The following is a 19975-nucleotide window of genomic DNA, read 5'->3' on the forward strand; positions in this document are numbered from 1 at the left end:
TTTTGATTTTATCTGAAACTAAAACTATTTTCTTCTGCCCCTCATTTTATCTCTCATTTCGGCTCTTCTTTTCTTATTATCTTCTTTGAATTTGGTCATTTGTTCTGGTGTCAGCACACTTTCATAATTTTTCATTAAAGCATCACGGTTTGCTTTCATTTGTTCCCGGTTTGCTGCCATCTTTTCCTTCTGTTCTTTCCTGAACTCATCTCTTTTTTTCTCTTGCTCAAGGTTCAGTGCTAATACTTTCTGATATTGATCATTGCTTAATGCAAGTGATTCCTGCATATGTTTGGTTCTCATTTCGGCACGTTGTTCCGGAGTTCTTTCCATTCCCTCGCCACGAGTTGCTTTAGTGTTCTGAGCTAATGCTCCAGAAACCAATCCACCTACAAGCGTACACACTAAAAGGATTTTTTTCATGTTTTAATAAGATTGATTGTACTAATTGTGAATATTTCTACAACGTTGTGATTCTTAGAATGAATTGAGCCAAAAAGGTTTAAAGCTTAAATAAACTTATTTGTTTTCAAAGATAACAGAATATGTTTTACCTTTACTGTCGACACGATTTATTTCAATAAATGATAGATTTCTTAAAGAATAAAGCGATTGATATGTCGAATATTATTCGCAACTTTTCGAAAATCAATCAACACCGGGCCGTGTAGGCTCAATCACTCAATTTTATGTTGGATTTTGACCTGATAAGACTATTGATTATAAGTATGTTCGGTGATAATGTTATTCTTAAAGAAGATAAAAGTTCGCCGCAACCATCTATAACAGTGCCAACTGACAAAATATTAGAAATATGCCAGTTTTTACATGTGCAACCTAAATTGTACTTTGACTATCTGGCATGTATAACAGCCATCGATAATGGAATTGAGATTGGAACTTTAGAGGTGATTTACCACCTGACCTCAATTCCGTATGGACATAATTTTGTACTGAAAGTTGAAGTGCCAAGAAACCTGGAAGGTGAGCCTTTGCCAAAAGTTCCATCTGTTACACCCATCTGGCGAACAGCCGATTGGCACGAGCGTGAAGCATATGATCTGGTAGGTATTGAATTTGTTGGCCACCCTGATTTAAGAAGAATCTTATTACCTGCCGATTGGGAAGGACACCCGCTAAGAAAAGATTATAAAGAGCAGGAGCAATATCATGGCATTAAAGTGAAATATTAAAAAGAAGCCCTTTCTCTAACTGAGAAAGGGCTTCTTTTTATTCAGATTAATACGCCAGTGCTGTTTTAAATTCTGAAGTAGTATGGAATTGAATATCAGGATTATTCTGAATATTCATTCGTAAAATCCAGTCAGTCTCTGCCAGAAATACCGGATTCTGATCTTTATCATAAGCAATGAAGTTACTTTTTAACCGGATAAATTCAGCTAATTTGGTTTTATCTTCGGCTGTTATCCAGCAAGCTTTTGAGTAAGGGCGAGCTTCAAACCGGCAACTGGCGCCATATTCATTCAATAATCGATACTGAATTACCTCAAATTGAAGTTCACCAACGGTGCCGATAATCTTTCTGTTACCTGGTTGAATGGTAAACAACTGAGCTACCCCTTCATCGGTCAATTGTTGAACCCCTTTTTCCAGTTGTTTAGACTTCATCGGATCATTGTTAATTACCTCTTTGAATATCTCAGGCGAGAAGCTTGGTATGCCTGTAAACTGTAATTCTTCACCCTCGGTCAAAGTATCACCAATTTTGAAAGTACCAGTATCATATAAGCCAATTACGTCGCCCGGATAGGCGTCTTCAACTACATCTTTTCTATCTGCTAAAAACGCAAATGGGCTTGAAAAACGCATTTCTTTACTTAAACGCACATGTTTATAAAACTTGCCACGCTCAAATTGTCCGCTACAGATTCTTAAGAAGGCAATTCTATCACGGTGTCTTGGGTCAATATTGGCATGGATTTTAAATACAAAACCGCTGAATTTCTTTTCTTCAGGCTCAACCATTCGTTTATCGGTCATACGGTGCACCGGAATCGGTGAAACATCGCAAAAAGTATTGAGCAATTCCATCACACCGAAATTACTGACAGCACTACCGAAGAAAACCGGAGCCAGATTTCCTGCCAGATAATCTTCCTGATTAAAATCACTATAAACTCCCTCAATCAATTCTACATCTTCACGTAACTGATTAGCATCTTTTTCGCCTACTTTTTTATCAAGTACATCCGAATCTAAAGCGATAACCTCAATGTCATCTTCCAGACGCGTTTTATTAACGGCAAAGTGATTCATTTTCTTTTCAAGAAGGTGATAAACCCCTTTGAATTCAGAACCCCCATTCACAGGCCAGGTAATCGGACGAACCTTGATATTCAGTTTCTGCTCTAATTCATCAAGCAAATCAAAAGGGTTTTGCCCCTCACGATCAAGCTTATTGACAAAGATAATTACCGGTGTATTACGCATACGACAAACCTCCATTAATCGCTCAGTTTGTTCCTCAACGCCCTTCACGCAGTCAATTACCAGAATTACACTGTCAACAGCTGTAAGAGTTCTGTAGGTATCTTCTGCAAAGTCTTTGTGACCAGGCGTATCAAGGATATTAATTTTAAGGTCTCTGTATTCAAAGGTCATTACTGAAGTAGCTACGGAGATACCTCTCTGCTTTTCGATTTCCATGAAATCAGAAGTGGTCGATTTCTTGATTTTATTTGATTTCACCGCTCCGGCGGTCTGAATCGCCCCTCCGAAAAGGAGTAGTTTTTCAGTCAGTGTGGTTTTCCCGGCATCGGGGTGAGCAATAATAGCGAAAGTACGACGTTTGTGTAACTCTTGAAGAAATGACATTTTTATCTAATTTTGTGAACACACAGGCTCAACTTAAACGATTTATATTTTATAATATAAGTTTTAAAGAAGCTTAGTGAGAGTTTAATCACACAATCACTCATTCGCTCAATCACTAAATATCTTGGAGCGCATAAAACGGGTGCAAAAATACATATAAAATATGGAAGAAACATGGCAAGTTTCATTTGAATCAATAATTTCTCAAATAGTTGAAAGAGGATATGGTATTTTGGATGGTTTTCTGTCAGAAGATGAAATAGGTAAACTGAACGAGAGTTTGGTATCTCATTATCAGGCACATGAGTTTAAGCAGGCAGGTATTAGCAAAGATCATGAAGTAATGAAAAATATTCGTGGAGACGAAATTCTTTGGTTAGAACGAGGTGATGCTAATGAGGCTGAAACTAAGTTTTTAGAAAGATTAGAGTATTTTATGAGCTATGTGAATTATACTTGTTATTTGGGGCTGCGTTCGTACGAAATCCATTATGCTTCTTATCCTGTTGGTACATTCTATAAACGTCATTTAGATAAATTCAGAAATGACTCAGGACGTAAGCTGTCATTTATCTGTTACTTGAATCAGGGCTGGCAGGCAGTCAATGGGGGTGAATTAGTATTATATTTACCGGATAAAGAAGAAACTGTTCTACCACTTGGTGGAAGACTCATAGTTTTTGAAAGTGACAAAATTGAACATGAAGTACTACCCGCTAACCGCGAGCGCAGAAGTCTGACAGGCTGGCTTCGTAATATTGACTAGAGCGTTACATCATAATCATATCCCAGCTCATGCCAGTAATCACGGGGTGGAGTATCCGAAAAATACATCTTACCTATACGTTTCAGGTTCTTTATTCCATATTTTACAGGAATAATCAGACGTAGAGGTGCACCATGAAATTTAGGTAGCGGTTGGTTGTTCACTTCAAAACACAACAAGGTTTGCGGATGTAAAACACTTTCTATATCCAATCCCACATAATATTTGGCATCAGGGGTTTCCAGACCTACATATTTATACCATTCATTGCTGCCTTCTTTCTTACCCAGATTGTATTTTTTCAGAAAATCTGAAAATCTGACACCTCCGTAATGGACTACCTGATCCCAGCCTTCAATACACTTAAAATCGAAAACTATTTCTTCTTTTGGCAGTGATTTTATGTCTTGCATCTGAAAGTATGTAGAAGGCTTCCCGGAAGGACTTATTACTTCAAGTTGCCATTTTTCTACATCAATATTGTCCTGTATTCCGACAAATCCATTTAATCTTGGTCTTTTCGCTGCACTTGTTTTCGGATAAGTTCTGGTCATATTATTATTGCTGAAGAACTTGTCTTTTACTTTTTCGTTAAAACCTAATACATTTCTGGTTGTCTGGTCTAACTTGTGATTGGTTTTGGGTAAATTCCTGTACCATTTCCAGGAGAACCAACCGCTTATGCCTGCCAGAATAAAACCAGCAAAAGAAAAGAATGTTCTACGTTGTATCTTTTTATCAGACCATTGTTCTATATTATTCTTCATGGCAGTGTTTGTTAAGCTTCAATAATAGGAGAGGGTGTTTCTTCCGGTTTTTCTTCAATCGGTGGAGTAATGTTTTTCTTTACTTCAAAACCTGTAATCATTGACTGAAAATTACTCCAACCTGCCCTGATAACCTGAATAATATGAATCAGAAAAAATAAAACGTAACCGATTGTCAGGATAAAATGTAGAGCTCTGGCAAATGAATAGCCTCCCATTAACCATGTTAACCAATGTACTTGTACTGGTTTATAAATTGCCAAGCCTGTAACTAACGAGCCAAAACCCATGAGAATAATAGCGGAGTAAGCTATTTTCTGCGCACCATTATATTTGCTTTGAGGAGGGTGGTATGGGCTGATATGTAAATCATGCAAAAGTACCTGCCACGCTTCCTTGAAAGATTTTCTTGTCGGAATTAAATAACGCCATTCGCCTGAAATCAATGTGTAGACCACATAAAAGAATCCATTCAGAAAGAAAATCCACATAAAAACAAAATGCGTTGCCATACCTTCGGCGAGTCTGTATGGGAGTTTAAGCATTTTATAAAACCATTCCGGAAAAAACTTTATGATAATAACATCTCCTATCTGAATTTTATAAACACCATTTGCCCAGTAAATAAGCATACCACTCCAAATCATAATTAATAATATGGGGAAGTTTACCCAATGAAACCAGCGTATCGCTAAAGGGTGCTTTTTTTCGATTTCTTTCATCTGCAATAAGTGTATAGAAGAAACAAATAACAATTTACACTATTTACGTTTAATAACAAATTTGAGATTGAATCAACTTTAAATGAGACTATATGTGAGGGTTTAAAAGTATATTGCAGAGCCAATAGGACAGATAGCTTATGGCTATTTAGAAAATTTTAATAAATTTGTACAAAAACAGGAAATCATGACTTTTGAGGAATACCTTGTCAGCAAGAAAATAAGTAAAGAAAAATTCGCTAAAGCCGAACCTGAAAGATTTGAGGAATGGAAAGTGTTATTCGATCAGATGCACCCTGAAAGTTTTACAATGCACAAGAAATTTTTTCTGAATCCAGTCAGGAGGAAATACCACTTATAAATATCAATTGTCCTACGTATATAGAGGATGTTTCATAATAACGTCTTTTTTTTGATTGAAACTTATCTACTTATCTGAACCTTTCATCTACTATTTTAAGGTAATCGTAATTTTTATAAATCTTTTAATGATAACTCGTGTATTTAATGCAGGATTGAATGGTAATTTTGTACAAAATCAAGATTTTTTAGCTATTACAACCACAGATACAGTTTAACATTTATTTACGAAAATGAAAAAAAGAATTTTACTCGCAGTCCTTTCTTTAGGATTAATCACCACAACTTTTGCGCAATTTCCTGGTGGAGGTGGAGGCGGTGGCTTTGGTGGTGGAGGTCGTTCAAGCGGTGGTCGCTCTGGTAACGGATTTCCTGGAATGAATCAGCAACAGCAGCAGGCTCCGGAAGACGAAATTCCAAGAGGTAATGCTAAAATCAGTGGCAAATTAATAGACTCAACTACTAATAAACCAGTTGAGTTTGCCTCTATAGCTGTATATGACAAAAACAATAAAGTGGTTGATGGCTCAATGACTGATATGAATGGTGCTTTTACAGTTAAGAACTTAGCCAAAGGAACTTATAAGGTAGTAGCTTCTTTTATCGGATATAAAAATGCTACTTTGACCAAAGTTGAAGTTAATTCCAATAAGGCAGACGTTAATATCGGCAATCTGCTAATGGCTACCGATACCAAAATATTAAATGAGGTAACTGTGGTAGGGCAGGCAGCCTTGATTGAAGATAAGGTTGACCGCCTTGTATATAATGCCGAAAAAGATATTACAAGCCGGGGTGGAACAGCCGAGGATGTACTTAGAAAAGTGCCTATGCTCACAGTTGATATGGATGGAAACGTACAGATGCGTGGTAGTAGCAATATCAAGGTTTTGATTAATAACAAACCCTCAAGTATTCTGGCCTCAAATATTGCCGACGCAATTAAACAGATTCCTTCTGATATGATTAAATCGGTTGAGGTAATTACTTCTCCATCGGCCAAATATGATGCAGAAGGAACTGCTGGTATCATTAATATTATTACTAAAAAGAATACCCTTCAGGGTTTAACGGGGTTTGTTAATGCAGGGGCAGGTTTGCGTGGAGCTAATGCTTTTGGCAATCTTAATCTACGTAAGAAGAAAGTGGGTACATCTTTGAATTTTGGAGGTAATTCGGGTTATAACACCCCAAGTGATGGAGCTACCACACGTGGAAGCTCAGTAAGAGGTACAAATACTACATTGGCACAAACAGACGCCAGCAGAGTAAGACGCTTGTTTGGTAATACGCAGCTAAGTGTTGATTACGACATTAATTCTAAAAACTCATTGAGCCTTACAGGACGCCTTGGTGTTGGAAATTTCAATACAAAAGGCAATCAGACCTCCCTGTTAACTGGTGCAGATAATATTGTTTTGCAGGAATATACCCGTTATATCAATCAATTGCGTAGCAACAGAAGTATTGATTTTGATTTTAACTATACCAGAACTTTTAAAGATCAGGGGCATGACTTCCAGTTTTTGATTCAACACGGCAGAAACCTTCGTAATACAGACTTTACAACAGACCAGAACAGCCTGCCTTTCAATAAAAGTAATAATGATGGTAAAAATGCTGAAACAACTTTCCAGGCCGACTATAATTTGCCATTCAAGAAGCATATTTTTGAGACCGGTGCTAAAGTAGTAATTCGCGATGTAAGTAGTTCGTATGATTTTTTCCAGTTTAATGAACAAGCCAACGATTATGTGATTGTACCGGGAAGAACCAATAATTTTAATTATGAACAGAATGTAGCTTCGGCTTACACTTCACTTACAATATCTTTACCAAAAAAATGGGGTATTAAGGCAGGTGTTCGATATGAAAACACACATATTACCGCCAAATTCCAGAACTCTGATAAACCGACTTCGATTGCACCTTATGAAAACATTGTACCGACATTTACAGTATCTAAAGATTTTCCTAAGAATCATAAGGTCAGATTCAGCTATGGGCAAAGAATCCAGCGTCCAAATATGGATTTCCTGAATCCATTTGTTAATTATGCTGACCCTTTGAACATTTCTTATGGTAACCCACTTTTGAGACCTGAGTTGAGCCATAACTTTGAATTAAATTATAATACTTATTTTAAAGCCAATTCAATCAATCTTTCGGTTTTCAGAAGAATGACTAACAATAATATTACTTCTGTGAGATCAGTTGATGAGAAAGGCGTGGTTACCACAACTTTTGATAATATTGGTAAAACTAACTATTACGGAGCCAATCTGTTTGTGAATATACAGCCAACCAAGAGTTTCAGATTGGGTGGAGGAGCCAACTTTACTTATAATATGCTGAATGGCTCAATAGTTATTCCGGTAATTCAGAGCGATAATACTTACAAAAATACAGTGGTAGGTATCGAAAATAAAGGATGGAACTCAAACTTTAACTTTAATGCTTCTTATACCTTTACTAAAGGTTGGGGAGCTCAGGCGTTCGGATTTATCGGAAGCCGTCAGGTTCAGTTACAAGGCTATCAAGGCGGATGGAGAAATTATAACATTGGCGTGAAAAAAGATTTCAAGAATAAAAAAGGTAGTTTCAATTTTGGACTGGACAATCCGTTTACAAAATATATGACAATTAAAGGTTTTGCTCAAGACCCTACCTTTACATCTAATTCAGTGCGCCATGTGTATAATAGAGGTTTCCGTTTTTCTATTAATTATTCATTTGGTAAAATGGATTTTAACGGAGGGGGTAGCCTATTCAGAAACCGGAAGAAAGTAAATAATGATGATTTGAAAGCAGGTGAAACCGATGGAGCTGCCGGACAAGGACAACAACAAGCGCCAGCAAGTGGGGGCGGTGGTCGTCCGAGATAATGGATTAGTACCTTGATTGGCAGATGTTTAAATAAAAAATGCCGTCTGAGATTTTGTTTCAGATGGCATTTTTATTTATTTTTAGTTAACTCTTAAGCAGATTCGTAAATTATTTGATAATTTAATTGGCAAACCCATATAACCACAATGAAAAAAAGACAGACATGTATTATGATTTTCTTTGCAGTATTATTCGCACATCATTCAATGTTTAGTCAGAATGCCCTCACACCTCCCGGAATAGTTATCAATTATCTATCTAAAGAAACTGGTAAATATATCGGCTCACCTTCTATTTGTATTTTACCCGATGGAACTTATATTGCATCTCATGATGAATTCGGACCTAAATCAAAAGAGTTTGCTTCTGCACAAACCAGAATTTTCTCTTCTGATAATATGGGTAAGACATGGCAACAAATTGCCAGTATCGACGGTCAGTTCTGGTCTAATCTGTTTTTTCAAAACGGAGCATTGTATATTATGGGCACTAATAAGCACCACGGTAATTTCATAATCAGGAAGTCGACTGACAATGGGCATACCTGGACACTTCCTTACAGTAAAACAACCGGATTGATACTTGAGGGCGAATATCATACAGCCCCCGTGCCTGTTATTATCCATAATTCCAGAATCTGGAGGGCAGTTGAGTATGCCACCGCACCTACTACTCGATGGGGAAGACGATATAGTGCGATGATGCTCTCAGCACCAGTAAATTCCGACTTTCTGAATAAAGATAACTGGAGACAAACAAATTTTCTGCGGTATGATTCTACCTATCTCGATGGGAAGTTCAATGCCTGGCTGGAAGGAAACGCGGTGGTAGGCAAGGATGGAAAAATGTTTGATATTTTACGGGTAGATGTGCCGGCAGGCCATGCAGAATATGCAGCTTTTGTAAATATTAGCAAAGATGGCAGGAAGGCAACTTTTGATAGGGAAACCGGATTTATACAAATGCCGGGAGCAAGTAAGAAATTCAGTATCAGGTATGATAAACTAACAGATAGATACTGGGCTTTAATTAACGCAGTAGATACTACCTATAAAACAAGAACTCCGGCAAGTATAAGAAACCAATTGGTATTGGTCAGTTCGTCAGACCTGAAAATATGGCAGTTTCATAAACAATTATTATTTAATGAAGATATTACCAGGCATGGTTTTCAGTACGTTGACTGGTTATTTGAGAATGATAATATTGTTTTTGTTTCAAGAACTGCTTTTGACGATGCTACTGGTGGGGCAAATAATTTTCATGATGCTAATTTTCTTACTTTTCACAGAATTGAGAATTTCAGAAATTTTATCACTAACACAAAGGATTAGAAAACAAGGATATCAGAAATGAAGGATTGCCTGTTTAATAAAGAATTTATCGCGAAAAGCCATGCTGAAAGGTGTGGCTTCTTTGTTTTTTTTGTACTTTCGCAAATCACATGTTAAAGATTCCAACCATGCAGATTAGCTTTTTAGAAATAAAGTGGACAGATGTATTAGATGTTGTATTAGTAGCTTTTCTATTATATTATATTTATAAATTGGTAAAAGGAAGTGTAGCAAGCCGGGTGTTTATGGGTTATTTACTCATTTATCTGTTTTATCTGATTGTAAAGGCTATCGGGCTGGAGTTACTTACCCGTATTCTCGAATATTTTATGGGTGTGGGGGCCATTGCACTCATTGTGCTTTTCCAGCAGGAAATCCGGCGTTTTTTGCTCCTTGTAGGCAAATCTACTTCTCTTACGAATAATAAATTTCTTGCTAAATTATTAGGAAATCAGTTAGAAAAAGAAAGTGCTACACCTATAAAAATTGTAGCTGAAGCCTCTAAAACTATGTCAAGTGAGTTTACTGGTGGAATTATTGTGCTTCAGAAAGAAGATGATTTAAGTAAATTTGTTGAGTCAGGTGATATTGTTGATGCAATTTTATCAAAAAAAATGTTGATTACTCTCTTTAGTCAGTATAGTCTGTTAAACGATGGCGCAGTAATAATTAATAAAGGCCGGATCAGGGCTGCCCATTGCATATTACCAATTGCAAGTGGTGATGATCTGCCTTCTAATTATGGCTTCCGGCATCGTGCCGCTTTGGGGATTTCAGAAGCTACAGATGCAGTAGCTATCTGTATTTCAGAAGAAAACGGAAAAATTTCTTTAGCTATCGACGGAAATATTAAAATTGTATCAGCTGTTGAATTAGAGAGAGAACTAAGAAGGTATTTTTTCAACGAAATTCAATAATCGTGAAACACGGACACTGAATTATTAATTCACTGATTCTTCAACCGTAATTCACAATTTAGCAATTAATAATTTCAAAGAAGCAATATATTCTGAATATCAATGATTACCTTTTATCCAGGGCCATCTAAAATTTACCCACAGATAGCCGGTTATTTGCAAGATGCAGTAGAAGAGGGGATTCTTAGTCAGAACCATAGAAGTCCGGCTTTTATGGATATGCTTAAGAGCTCTATCGACCTGTTTAAACAAAAACTAAATATACCAGACAACTACAACGTTTATTTCACCTCGTCAGCTACTGAGTGCTGGGAGGTAATCGCTCAATCGTTTAGCGCAAAAGGCAGTTTGCATATTTACAATGGCGCTTTCGGGCAGAAATGGTTTGAATACAGCCAGAAAATTGTCGGAGATAACACGTTTGATATTCCATTTGACTTTGAGGCAAGTATTCCGGTCTTAGAAACAGATACATCCAAGTATGATGTGCTTTGCGTTACCCAAAATGAGACCTCTAATGGTACTCAGGTAAACCTAAATCACATTCCGTCGGATGAAGCACTTATTGCATTTGATGTTACTTCTTCAATCGGTGGAATTGCTCTTGATTGGACAAAAGGAGATATATGGCTGGCATCTGTGCAAAAATGTCTGGGTTTACCCGCTGGATTGGGCATAATGATTTGCTCACCAAAGGCTATCAGACAAGCTGAGATAATAGGAGAGCGGAAGCACTATAACAGTTTTTTGTTTATCCACCAAAACTTTGAAAAATTTCAGACACATTATACACCAAACGTGCTTGCTATATACTTACTCAAAAGGGTAATGGAACAGGTTGAAAATATTGAATTAATCAGTAAAAAAATAAAAGCAAGGAATCTTGACTTTTGTCAATTCATTGAACGGGAAACAGTCTGGCAATTGTTGATTGATAATGAGGCTGTTAGGTCAGATACGGTAATTGCGGTTGGAGGGGTAGGTGATGCGATAAAGCTGGTAAAGCAAAAGACCAGAGAAGCCGAAATTACTTTAGGCAATGGATATGGAAACTGGAAAGATACCACTTTCAGGATAGCCAATTTCCCGGCTATTGAGGATTGGGAGTTCGAGGCACTGAAAACCTGTCTGGTCTGAAAACAATTGCGAATCAATCAACCAGTTTGTACTAAATAATCCTCATCTTGGTCCACTGAGGCACGAAAGAAATTATTGATAAATCACTATATTTATAAATGAACTTTAGTTTTAAGGAAATTATTTCCGTTACTATTATCCTTTTTTCTATCATTGATATACTTGGTTCTATTCCGGTTATTATTGATTTACGTAAAAAGGCAGGAGGTATTCATGCAGAACAGGCTACTTTAGTAGCAGGCTCGTTAATGATTGTCTATTTGTTTTTAGGGGTGGGTATTCTTAACCTATTTGGGGTAGATGTAGAATCTTTTGCCGTGGCCGGGGCATTAATTATCTTTCTGATAGGGCTTGAAATGATATTAGGTAGAAATATCTTTAAACATGAAACGTCTTCAAGCAAGGCCACTTCTATTGTGCCACTGGCTTTCCCGATTATTGCCGGAGCTGGCACAATGACTACAATCATTTCTTTAAAAGCGGCATTTCAGCAAGAGAATATTATAGTTGGAATACTTCTGAATCTTTTAATAGTTTATGTGGTCTTACGAACATCCGTGTGGATTGAGAAGAAACTGGGGCAAACAGGAGCCGATATTCTCAGAAAAGTATTTGGCATGATTCTGATAGCGATTTCTATCAAGCTGATTAAAACCAATCTGGGATAAAAGATAAAGGCAAGACAGTGTCTCGCCTTATGCTCCCTAAACTAAATTGTATGATTAAAATCGTTGCGTAAACCTTAAAATCTTGATAATTCTTTTTCGGAAGCCGAACCCACCCATTACGCATCATAAAACCGAAACACTTTTCCTGAGTGGGGTCGACCAGTACGAGACCGATGGCATTTTTCGATACTTTAATAGCATTAGCCCCGCAATTGATAAGCCTTTATTAAAAAGGGCTTTTATGAATATCGTCTATAGTTTATTTGTGTTATTCTACATAAAAGACACTTGGCATTATCTTTATGTTGCATCAATTGATAATTAATTTGCAAAGCAATTACTAACTAACATATTCATTTATTATATAATTTATACAATCGCCATTTCTGCCTTTACTCTATTTTCTGCTTTAAATCAATTGCTTTGATAATGCTTTCAATAGCATTGGCAACAATTGCGGGGTTATCATACTGAATATTATGCCCACTCTGAGGGTCAAGTATAAACTTCGAGTTACTCGATAAAGATGTTAACCCTCGTTTCTGTTCTTCTTTTTCTTTTCTGATAGCCTGCCATTGCTCATCTGGCGTTCCTGGTGGCTGTTTTGCTAAACCAGCACCCAGAATAATTAAAGGACGATTTCCCAGTGCTTGTGGTTTCTTTATCCTCGAAAGGTAAAGAGCCTGAAACTCTTCTGCCAGATAATCGGCTGTTGAGTCATAGCCCATTGCCACTGGTTTTTCTATCTGTGGTTTCGGGATAGTTTTACCTTCTGCTTTTTCTCTAAGCCGAACCCACCCATTATACCTCATACTTCCCAACATACTACTTTCATGAGTGGGGTCGACCAGAACGAGACCAATGACATCATTACCATATTGTTCGGTATATAGGCGTGTCAACAGCCCTCCAAGTGATTGGCCAACTAAAATATACGGGCCTTTTAAATATATTTTTTTTAACAATTCATGTAATTCAAATACTTCTTGTCTCATAGTTCTGGGTAAAGGGCCCTTCCCACTTTTACCACTTCCGGCTCTGTCATACGTCACCGTTCTGATTGAGGAAGGCAGAAGGTTTCTGACCTTCTCCCAATCCTTTGAAGTTCCGCCACCACCTGACTCAAAAATAACGGAATATTTTGCATTAGATGAACCTTTAACACTAACAAAGAGCTTAAAATCACCAATACTCACATTCTCTTCAAAGCTTATTTCATCTGTTTTACTCATTGATTGTGAATAAGCAAAACTTACTATCAGGCTTAAAGACAACACTATCACAACACTATAACCCTTAAATAATGGCTTCATCACTTTTAATTTAGTATTAGCTTATTTCTTTTTTCTGAGATAAATATTCCCATGCTCTGATTTCAGTTCTATGGGTAAACCGCCACCATTAAGAGAGGCAGTAAGAATATTCTGTCTGTTTTCATAGACTGGTAATTGAAAATCAGTAAACACATCGTTCCATTCTGAAACCCTGATTTTTAAGTCGGCTTTTATTGTGGCAGGCACTTCTAACAATACCTTACCATAAAGACTTGAAAGATAAATATTATTGCCCTGAACCAGATAAGCATTTACAGAACCATGACGACTATAGGCTTTAATATTGCCTGTAACATTCTGAAGATAAATATTCCCAAATTCGGTACTTGCTTCAAAACTGCCAGTCATATCTTTTACCGCCCATCTCTGTCCATGTTGTGGAAAGTTTTCATAAACCATCAAGTTGAGTTTGTTGGGTAAGTAAAGGGTATATGTGCCGTTATAACAGTTGCAAACCTCACGTATTACTAAAGTGGTGTCTTCTTGCAAAACATTTATGCCTAATTGGGTATTATCTTCCAGACCTTTAATTATCACACGTTTAAGGCCATCAGCCTGTTTTGGTGGATTAATAGGCTCATTAATTTCAATTCTTATCTCGTTACCTTCATAGCCCTGAATGTTGATGTTATTTCGCTCTATCAGGATGATTGCTTGCCTGGTGGTACTCTTAAGAGCCGTAGCAAACCTCATCTGACTATAGGTTGTTTGCCACCCAATACAAAAGAGTAGTAATGTGAATAGTTTTTTCATAATCAGGTTTGTAATAGAGGCGGGGTTTAAGAAAATAATAGCTCTGAATGCCCCCACTCCTTAATAAATAAGGAGTGGGGTACATTTCCTTATTTTTTCTTTCTGATATAAATATTCCCGTTGCTTGATTTAAGATCCATTACTACACCACCGCCATTAATAGTGCCTTCAAAAGCATCGCCACCTTTACCTGATGAGGCAACATAAACAAACTGATCTCTTTTAAAGATGTCTCTTTCGTCTGAATCATCGGCACCTCTCTCTCTGAATACTTTTGCTTTAGTTGTTAAAGCTACATCACTTGATGATTCACCCTGACCGGCAATGGTTTTTGTTCCGGAACTTGCTACGCTTTTGTTTTCTTTCTTTATCGCCGTAATATCCCAATCAGTAAACAAATCACCGTAATAGCTACGAACCTTAAGATTCGCCTTGGCATCATTTGGAAGAGTTATATCAATGGCGCCAGAGGCACTGATCGAGCTTGGTGAACTTTGTGAAAGTTTTGAGTAAGTAACAAAAATCTTCCCATGTCCTGTGTTGGCTACTAATGGACCAGTTATATCGTTCAGGTAAGCTCGTGAATTATTAGTTTTTAATTCAATTTCACCTGCAATATCGCTGATAATGATCTTTTGTTCGTTCCAGTTCTGGCTTTCTATCACTGTTAAATCAAGAGATTTAGGAACTTTAATGGTTAGTACACCGGTGTAGCGGTTCTTAGGAATCAATATCTTAAGAATATTACCTTCAACTTCGGCACTTGCACCTACTCCGGTATTATCAACCACGCCACCTGTAACTAAGCGTAGCCCTTCAGCTTCTTTCGGAAGCTCTTTACGGTTTTCTCCGGTTTGTTCGATAGTAACTTCATTACCATCAACACCCTGTATGTTAACCGAGGCTTGCTGAATTACTACCTGTACTTTTTTCCCTTGTCCGCTAAAAGCCACTTTATATGGTTTGGTTTGCCCGAAAGATGTTGCATAGGCCATGCAGACTAAAACGACAACAAATACTTTTTTCATGATTTTTTTATTGGTTTATGTATTATATTTTAAATTAAGTGTTTACTGGTTCATGTCGTTGTTTTATGAAAATGATGCCTGTTTCAGAAACATTCCGGGAAAGCCTTTCCGGCATTAAGCCTTAGTTCCCGTCTCCACCTTTTTTATCATCATTACTGATACTTTTCTTCTGACGTTGCGGTTGGCTGGTCATTTTTCCGAATTGGTATGAGAAACTTACTCTCCATCCCTGGTTATAATATCTTGATTTACCGGTTTGGGTAAAAGTCGGGCCCGAAAAATCAATTCTTTGTGTAAAATAAGGTGCAAGGAAATTGTCGAAACCTAAACCAACAGTGGCTTTTTTCTTCAGTATTTCTTTCTGGAACGCAATATTATAATAAGCAAATCCACTTATTTTGCCTTGCAACATCACGCGTGGCGAATTGAAGAAACCAAAGAATTGTGCTTTAAAACCTTTACCGAAATCATAGCTTGAATTCATGTTAATTCTATACATCCAGTTCTCGTTGGATGCCTGCAAAGCAGGGCTGTTAAGGATATTGTAATATAAATTGATGGCACCATTGGCTGTAAATTTCTTTTTTATTTTGGTATTCCCACTTATAGACAATCCATAAGAAATATTCTGGGCTATATTCTGGAAATTAATAGCCGCTACTCCTTCTGAATCAAACGTTCTGATACGTTCGATTGCGTTGTTTGTCTGACGCATGAAAAGCGAAGTATTAATTGATGACTCCTTGATATATACATTATAATTGATTTCTGCACTGTGAGTCAATTCAGGTTTCAGATATGGGTTGCCCGAATAAGTCATTAAAGGCTCACTGGCATTTACATATGGGTTAAGAAACCAAAGCATAGGTCGTTGAATACGTTGGGTATAGCTAAGTTTCAGTTTCTGATTTTTAGGTAAATTTCTTGAAATACTCACATTTGGTATCAGATTGCCGTAATCGTTAGTGAACGGAACTTTACCGGCTAAAAACTCTGCCTGAATAAAAGTATGCTCGTATCTTACTCCAGCATTGATTCCCCATTTATTTTTTGAAGTCCGTGAGTAGGTAAGATAAGTACTGGCTACTTGTTGCGCATATTCAAATACATTAGCCAAAGCCGGAACATCAACAAAGTTAGAAGAACCATCAATGGCATTAGAAACCTGATAATCGCTCTTAACATTTCTGAATATTGACTTGACACCTACTTCCATTGTACTTATACTATCTAAAGGATTGGTGAAATCTACCTGTACTGTTCCTTCATAATTTGCACTATAATTGGTGCTTTTTTCTCTATAATTAACTACTTTGCTTTCGTTTGATTGGTCAAGCGTATAGAAACTATCTTCACCTTCTTTAGAGAACATTGTAAGAATATTAAATTCTCTTTTCGGTTTTTTGAATGTTTTTGTATAATCAAGATTTAGCGTGTTACCATCCCAGTCATAAATACGGTAGAGGTTACGGGTAAAGAACTGATTCGTAATGCCTTGTGTCGAATAGTCGTTCAGGTAATCGAAAAACATACCATTTTTACCATCGTACAGATTAAGACTCGCACTCATACGATTCAGAGAATCTATATCCCAATCAGCTGTAATTGTTCCATAACCGTTTTCTCCATTTCCTCTGAAATCAGTAGTCTGTAATAATGCACTTGATATACCCTCTACATTTGTGAGCCGATTGGTTTCGTTGCCACCCTGATTGCGCCAACGATTAAAACCGCCTCTGGCTGATAGCCCGATAGATTTGCTGCGATAATTCAAAGAACCGTTTAACCTGTCATTCCAGCGGCCAAGCGACAAATCAGCATTGCCATTAATTCCCTGTAAGCTATTCTTCTTTGTAATAATATTGATAATACCAGCTGTACCTTCGGCATCATATTTAGCTGAGGGGGACGTAATAACCTCAATCTGTTTGATATCATCCGCAGGGATCTGTTTCAGAACATCAGCAATGCTGCGGGCCATCAGGTTTGAAGGCTTATTATTGATCAGGACTTTAATATTTGAACTCCCTCTTAATTCTACGTTTCCATCAAGGTCTACCGAAATAGCAGGAATTTTTCTTAGCACATCTCCGGCATTTCCACCTTTAATAGTAATGTCCTTATCTGCATTGTATACCAACCGATCGGGTTTCTCTTCAAAAAGGGCTTTTTGCTCAACTATCGTTACCTCCTGTAATTGCTGAACAGTCTGAGAAATTCTGATTACCCCTAAATCAAGGTCTTCGTCTGATACCCTTACGTTATCAATGATTTTATCTTTAAAGCCAACAAATGTGATTTTGATTTGATAAAGCCCCTGAACAGCTTTGGTTAAAGTAAATTTCCCTCTTTCGTCGGCTGTTGTGCCTTCAATTGGTTTGCTGTCTTTTAAGAGTGAGACTGTCGCAAACTCAACAGGTTTGTTAGCTGTCGAATCAAGTACAAATCCGGTAATTTTGCTTTTTTGAGCCAATAAGATTCCGTTTACTCCAAAGAGCAATGCAATTAGTAATAGCTTTTTCATAATTTTTGTTTAAAATGTTAATAGTCCTTTTAAGAGTCTCCGGTTGATTCCGAAACGTTGCAGGTTTTAGTAAAAAAATTATATACTAAAATCTGCTTTAATGTTTGAAACTCTATCCAAAACTATTTGAATCTTAGTTGGTGGAAAACTCATTTGTGATGAGTCGATGGAATATTGTTTCCAGATGATATTTTAAGGCCTATCAAGCCTATCAGTTACAAACTCAAAACCTTCACGCTTTCCATAGCTTTGCGTTTAACAAAATCTTCTGTATCTGTGCTTTGTAATAATTTCTGCATGGGTTTTACGGCTCTTTTGTCTCCAAGACCAGCTAAAATATCTATTACAGTAATCTGTAAGGTCGGCTCTTTTTGAGTCAGAAGGGTCTGAATCAAGGCATCTCTTGCTATCTTTTCAGAACCAAAATGCGATAACGCCTCCGCCGCCGCCGTTCTTACATTAATATTAGTATCAGTATTAAGGGTTTTTATTAGTGCTTCTAATACCTTGTCATCGGGTTTACTTATATCGTAGCTATAATTAACTGCCTGAATTCTTTCTGAGGCTGATTCATTTTTAAGCATTGACAGCATTTGTCTGGTTTCTTTCATTTCTTCTCTCAGAGAAGGTATATCACTTATGTCATTCAAATCTTTGTCTGCGGTTTTCCTTCCAACCCAGAAAATACCCAATAGTATTATGATTCCTGCTGCATATTTAAGTATCGGTGAGTTGACCCAACTTACTCTCATTGCCCCTTTTTGTTCTTTTTCTTTCTTTTTTTGTTCAGCACCCTTTTCTTTTTCAAGCATCATGTAGAAGCCTAAGTCTAAAGTAGCGGTCGGATCAAGCTCGGTGGGTTTGTGCATATCGGCATAAAAAGCCTTTAAATCTTCAAACTCATCTCTTAATGCTTCGTCATTGGCAAGCAAAGTTTCTAATTCCTGTTTTTGCCTGGTATTTAACTTATCTTCTAAATAATCTGCAAATAATTGTTCCATAACCACGATCCTCCTGTATTTTATTAATTGAGTTTTAAATATTCTTCTTTTAACTGTTTCAAACCACGATGTACCCTTACTTTTACTAATGAAACCGAAATGTTCAGAATATCGGCTATTTCTTCGTATTTCAGTTCATCATACCTACTCATGGTTAGTACCTCCTGATATTCCTGTGGTAGTTTTTTCAGGGCTTTCTGAATTAAAAGGTATTGCTCATCATCATAATTTTCTTCTTCTGCTACTTCAATGTTTTCATGTAAATCTTTATGATTGTGTGTATGTTCTTTCAGATAGTCATGATATATATTTCGGGCTATCCTGTAAATCCATGTTCTGAATTCGTATCCTTCTCTGAAACTGCTTCTATAATGAATGATACGATAGAAAACCTGTTGTGTTAAATCCTGACTTGAGTCTCGCTCTAAACCAAATCTTAAATAAAAATTGTATAATGGGCGTTTGTAGCGTTCGTACAAAATCGCAGCCTTATCCAAGTCGCCACCGGCTACAGATTGCATAGCTGCCTCATCAGTCATATATAGCTTTTTCGTTTTTAGGTTTCTGAGAATGATTACTTGAAGACAAATAAAAGGTTACAAATATTTTAAAAAAAACTATTCTTTTTTTTTAAAATCATTTTTGAACCAGATTTTTATTGTTTAAAGCATAGACGATTATAAGTGCCTGTTATTACATTGCGGGTTTATAATTGTCTTTAAAAATACTTCTATAGTCAATCAGGTATATATCGCAATTACTCATTCAAACCTCAATAGTTCAATTTCATCTAAAAACGCCCAAATCCCTTTGAAAACATCCTGTTATATTCGAAATTACGTGATGATCAGTCAGGAATACCAGGATTTTGATAACCTTAACATACCACTGCAGAACATGAAGGAAGTGAAAAGAAAGAACTGCAAGCGTAATGTAAATGGTA

19 protein-coding genes are annotated in these 19975 nt (G+C 36.9%); 9 read left to right on the top strand and 10 right to left on the bottom strand.

The annotated features are described in order from the left end of the window. Window positions 1-24: 24 nt before the first annotated feature. A complete protein-coding gene (locus tag H1R81_RS05340; protein ID WP_181839628.1) occupies window positions 25-423 on the bottom strand; it encodes a hypothetical protein in 399 nt (132 codons plus the stop codon). A 269-nt stretch (window positions 424-692) separates the two neighbouring features. Here H1R81_RS05340 and H1R81_RS05345 point away from each other — a divergent pair, with 269 nt between their 5' ends. Next, the gene (locus tag H1R81_RS05345) at window positions 693-1193 is read left to right on the top strand and encodes an NADH-quinone oxidoreductase subunit C (protein ID WP_409013542.1); all 501 of its coding nucleotides are present in this window, start codon (window positions 693-695) and stop codon (window positions 1191-1193) included. A gap of 46 nt (window positions 1194-1239) precedes the next feature. Here H1R81_RS05345 and H1R81_RS05350 read toward each other — a convergent pair whose 3' ends face one another. After that, window positions 1240-2835, bottom strand: a complete 1596-nt coding sequence (locus tag H1R81_RS05350; RefSeq protein ID WP_181839630.1) for a peptide chain release factor 3 — start codon at window positions 2833-2835, stop codon at window positions 1240-1242. Between the two features lie 163 nt (window positions 2836-2998). On the opposite strand from H1R81_RS05350, the gene H1R81_RS05355 reads away from it, so the two are divergent. Beyond that, window positions 2999-3601, top strand: coding sequence for a 2OG-Fe(II) oxygenase (locus tag H1R81_RS05355; protein ID WP_181839631.1), 603 nt, complete (start codon window positions 2999-3001; stop codon window positions 3599-3601). Here H1R81_RS05355 and H1R81_RS05360 read toward each other — a convergent pair. Further along, on the bottom strand, window positions 3598-4368 hold the full coding sequence (locus tag H1R81_RS05360) for a molybdopterin-dependent oxidoreductase (protein ID WP_181839632.1): 771 nt from the start codon (window positions 4366-4368) through the stop codon (window positions 3598-3600). The two genes, H1R81_RS05355 and H1R81_RS05360, sit on opposite strands and share 4 nt — an antisense overlap. 11 nt (window positions 4369-4379) lie before the next feature. Then, complete coding sequence (locus H1R81_RS05365) at window positions 4380-5090, bottom strand: cytochrome b/b6 domain-containing protein (protein WP_181839633.1); 711 nt, start codon at window positions 5088-5090, stop codon at window positions 4380-4382. A gap of 187 nt (window positions 5091-5277) precedes the next feature. On the opposite strand from H1R81_RS05365, the gene H1R81_RS05370 reads away from it, so the two are divergent. The 7 genes from H1R81_RS05370 (at window position 5278) to H1R81_RS05400 (ending at window position 12717) form a co-directional block, all read left to right on the top strand. Beyond that, window positions 5278-5451, top strand: coding sequence for a hypothetical protein (locus H1R81_RS05370; RefSeq protein ID WP_181839634.1), 174 nt, complete (start codon window positions 5278-5280; stop codon window positions 5449-5451). A gap of 232 nt (window positions 5452-5683) precedes the next feature. After that, a complete protein-coding gene (locus tag H1R81_RS05375; RefSeq protein ID WP_181839635.1) occupies window positions 5684-8335 on the top strand; it encodes a TonB-dependent receptor domain-containing protein in 2652 nt (883 codons plus the stop codon). A gap of 147 nt (window positions 8336-8482) precedes the next feature. After that, window positions 8483-9670 carry a sialidase family protein gene (locus tag H1R81_RS05380; protein WP_220275171.1) on the top strand — a complete coding sequence of 396 codons (1188 nt, stop codon included), beginning with the start codon at window positions 8483-8485 and terminating at the stop codon, window positions 9668-9670. A 110-nt stretch (window positions 9671-9780) separates the two neighbouring features. Continuing rightward, window positions 9781-10587 carry a diadenylate cyclase CdaA gene (gene cdaA / locus H1R81_RS05385; protein ID WP_229251052.1) on the top strand — a complete coding sequence of 269 codons (807 nt, stop codon included), beginning with the start codon at window positions 9781-9783 and terminating at the stop codon, window positions 10585-10587. Between the two features lie 102 nt (window positions 10588-10689). Continuing rightward, the gene (locus H1R81_RS05390; RefSeq protein ID WP_181839636.1) at window positions 10690-11724 is read left to right on the top strand and encodes an aminotransferase class V-fold PLP-dependent enzyme; all 1035 of its coding nucleotides are present in this window, start codon (window positions 10690-10692) and stop codon (window positions 11722-11724) included. A 98-nt stretch (window positions 11725-11822) separates the two neighbouring features. Continuing rightward, window positions 11823-12392 (top strand): MarC family protein, encoded by a 570-nt coding sequence (locus H1R81_RS05395; protein ID WP_181839637.1) that lies wholly within the window; start codon window positions 11823-11825, stop codon window positions 12390-12392. An 82-nt stretch (window positions 12393-12474) separates the two neighbouring features. Continuing rightward, window positions 12475-12717, top strand: coding sequence for a hypothetical protein (locus H1R81_RS05400; protein ID WP_181839638.1), 243 nt, complete (start codon window positions 12475-12477; stop codon window positions 12715-12717). 67 nt (window positions 12718-12784) lie between these two features. On the opposite strand, the gene H1R81_RS05405 is transcribed toward H1R81_RS05400, so the two are convergent. The 6 genes from H1R81_RS05405 to H1R81_RS05430 all read right to left on the bottom strand — a co-directional run bounded on the left by H1R81_RS05405 (window position 12785) and on the right by H1R81_RS05430 (window position 19571). Then, window positions 12785-13705 carry an alpha/beta fold hydrolase gene (locus H1R81_RS05405; protein ID WP_220275172.1) on the bottom strand — a complete coding sequence of 307 codons (921 nt, stop codon included), beginning with the start codon at window positions 13703-13705 and terminating at the stop codon, window positions 12785-12787. A 21-nt stretch (window positions 13706-13726) separates the two neighbouring features. Next, window positions 13727-14479 (bottom strand): hypothetical protein, encoded by a 753-nt coding sequence (locus tag H1R81_RS05410; RefSeq protein ID WP_181839639.1) that lies wholly within the window; start codon window positions 14477-14479, stop codon window positions 13727-13729. Between the two features lie 89 nt (window positions 14480-14568). Next, the gene (locus H1R81_RS05415; RefSeq protein WP_181839640.1) at window positions 14569-15507 is read right to left on the bottom strand and encodes a DUF4097 family beta strand repeat-containing protein; all 939 of its coding nucleotides are present in this window, start codon (window positions 15505-15507) and stop codon (window positions 14569-14571) included. A gap of 121 nt (window positions 15508-15628) precedes the next feature. Then, window positions 15629-18031: a TonB-dependent receptor domain-containing protein gene (locus H1R81_RS05420; RefSeq protein WP_181839641.1), complete on the bottom strand. Its 2403-nt coding sequence runs from the start codon at window positions 18029-18031 to the stop codon at window positions 15629-15631. A gap of 215 nt (window positions 18032-18246) precedes the next feature. Continuing rightward, the gene (locus tag H1R81_RS05425; protein ID WP_181839642.1) at window positions 18247-19032 is read right to left on the bottom strand and encodes a HEAT repeat domain-containing protein; all 786 of its coding nucleotides are present in this window, start codon (window positions 19030-19032) and stop codon (window positions 18247-18249) included. Window positions 19033-19055: 23 nt separating this feature from the next. Further along, window positions 19056-19571 (bottom strand): RNA polymerase sigma factor, encoded by a 516-nt coding sequence (locus H1R81_RS05430; protein WP_181839643.1) that lies wholly within the window; start codon window positions 19569-19571, stop codon window positions 19056-19058. Window positions 19572-19975: the final 404 nt, after the last annotated feature.

Origin of the sequence: Emticicia sp. BO119 (assembly GCF_013912375.1) — a bacterium.
Taxonomy (GTDB): domain Bacteria; phylum Bacteroidota; class Bacteroidia; order Cytophagales; family Spirosomataceae; genus Emticicia.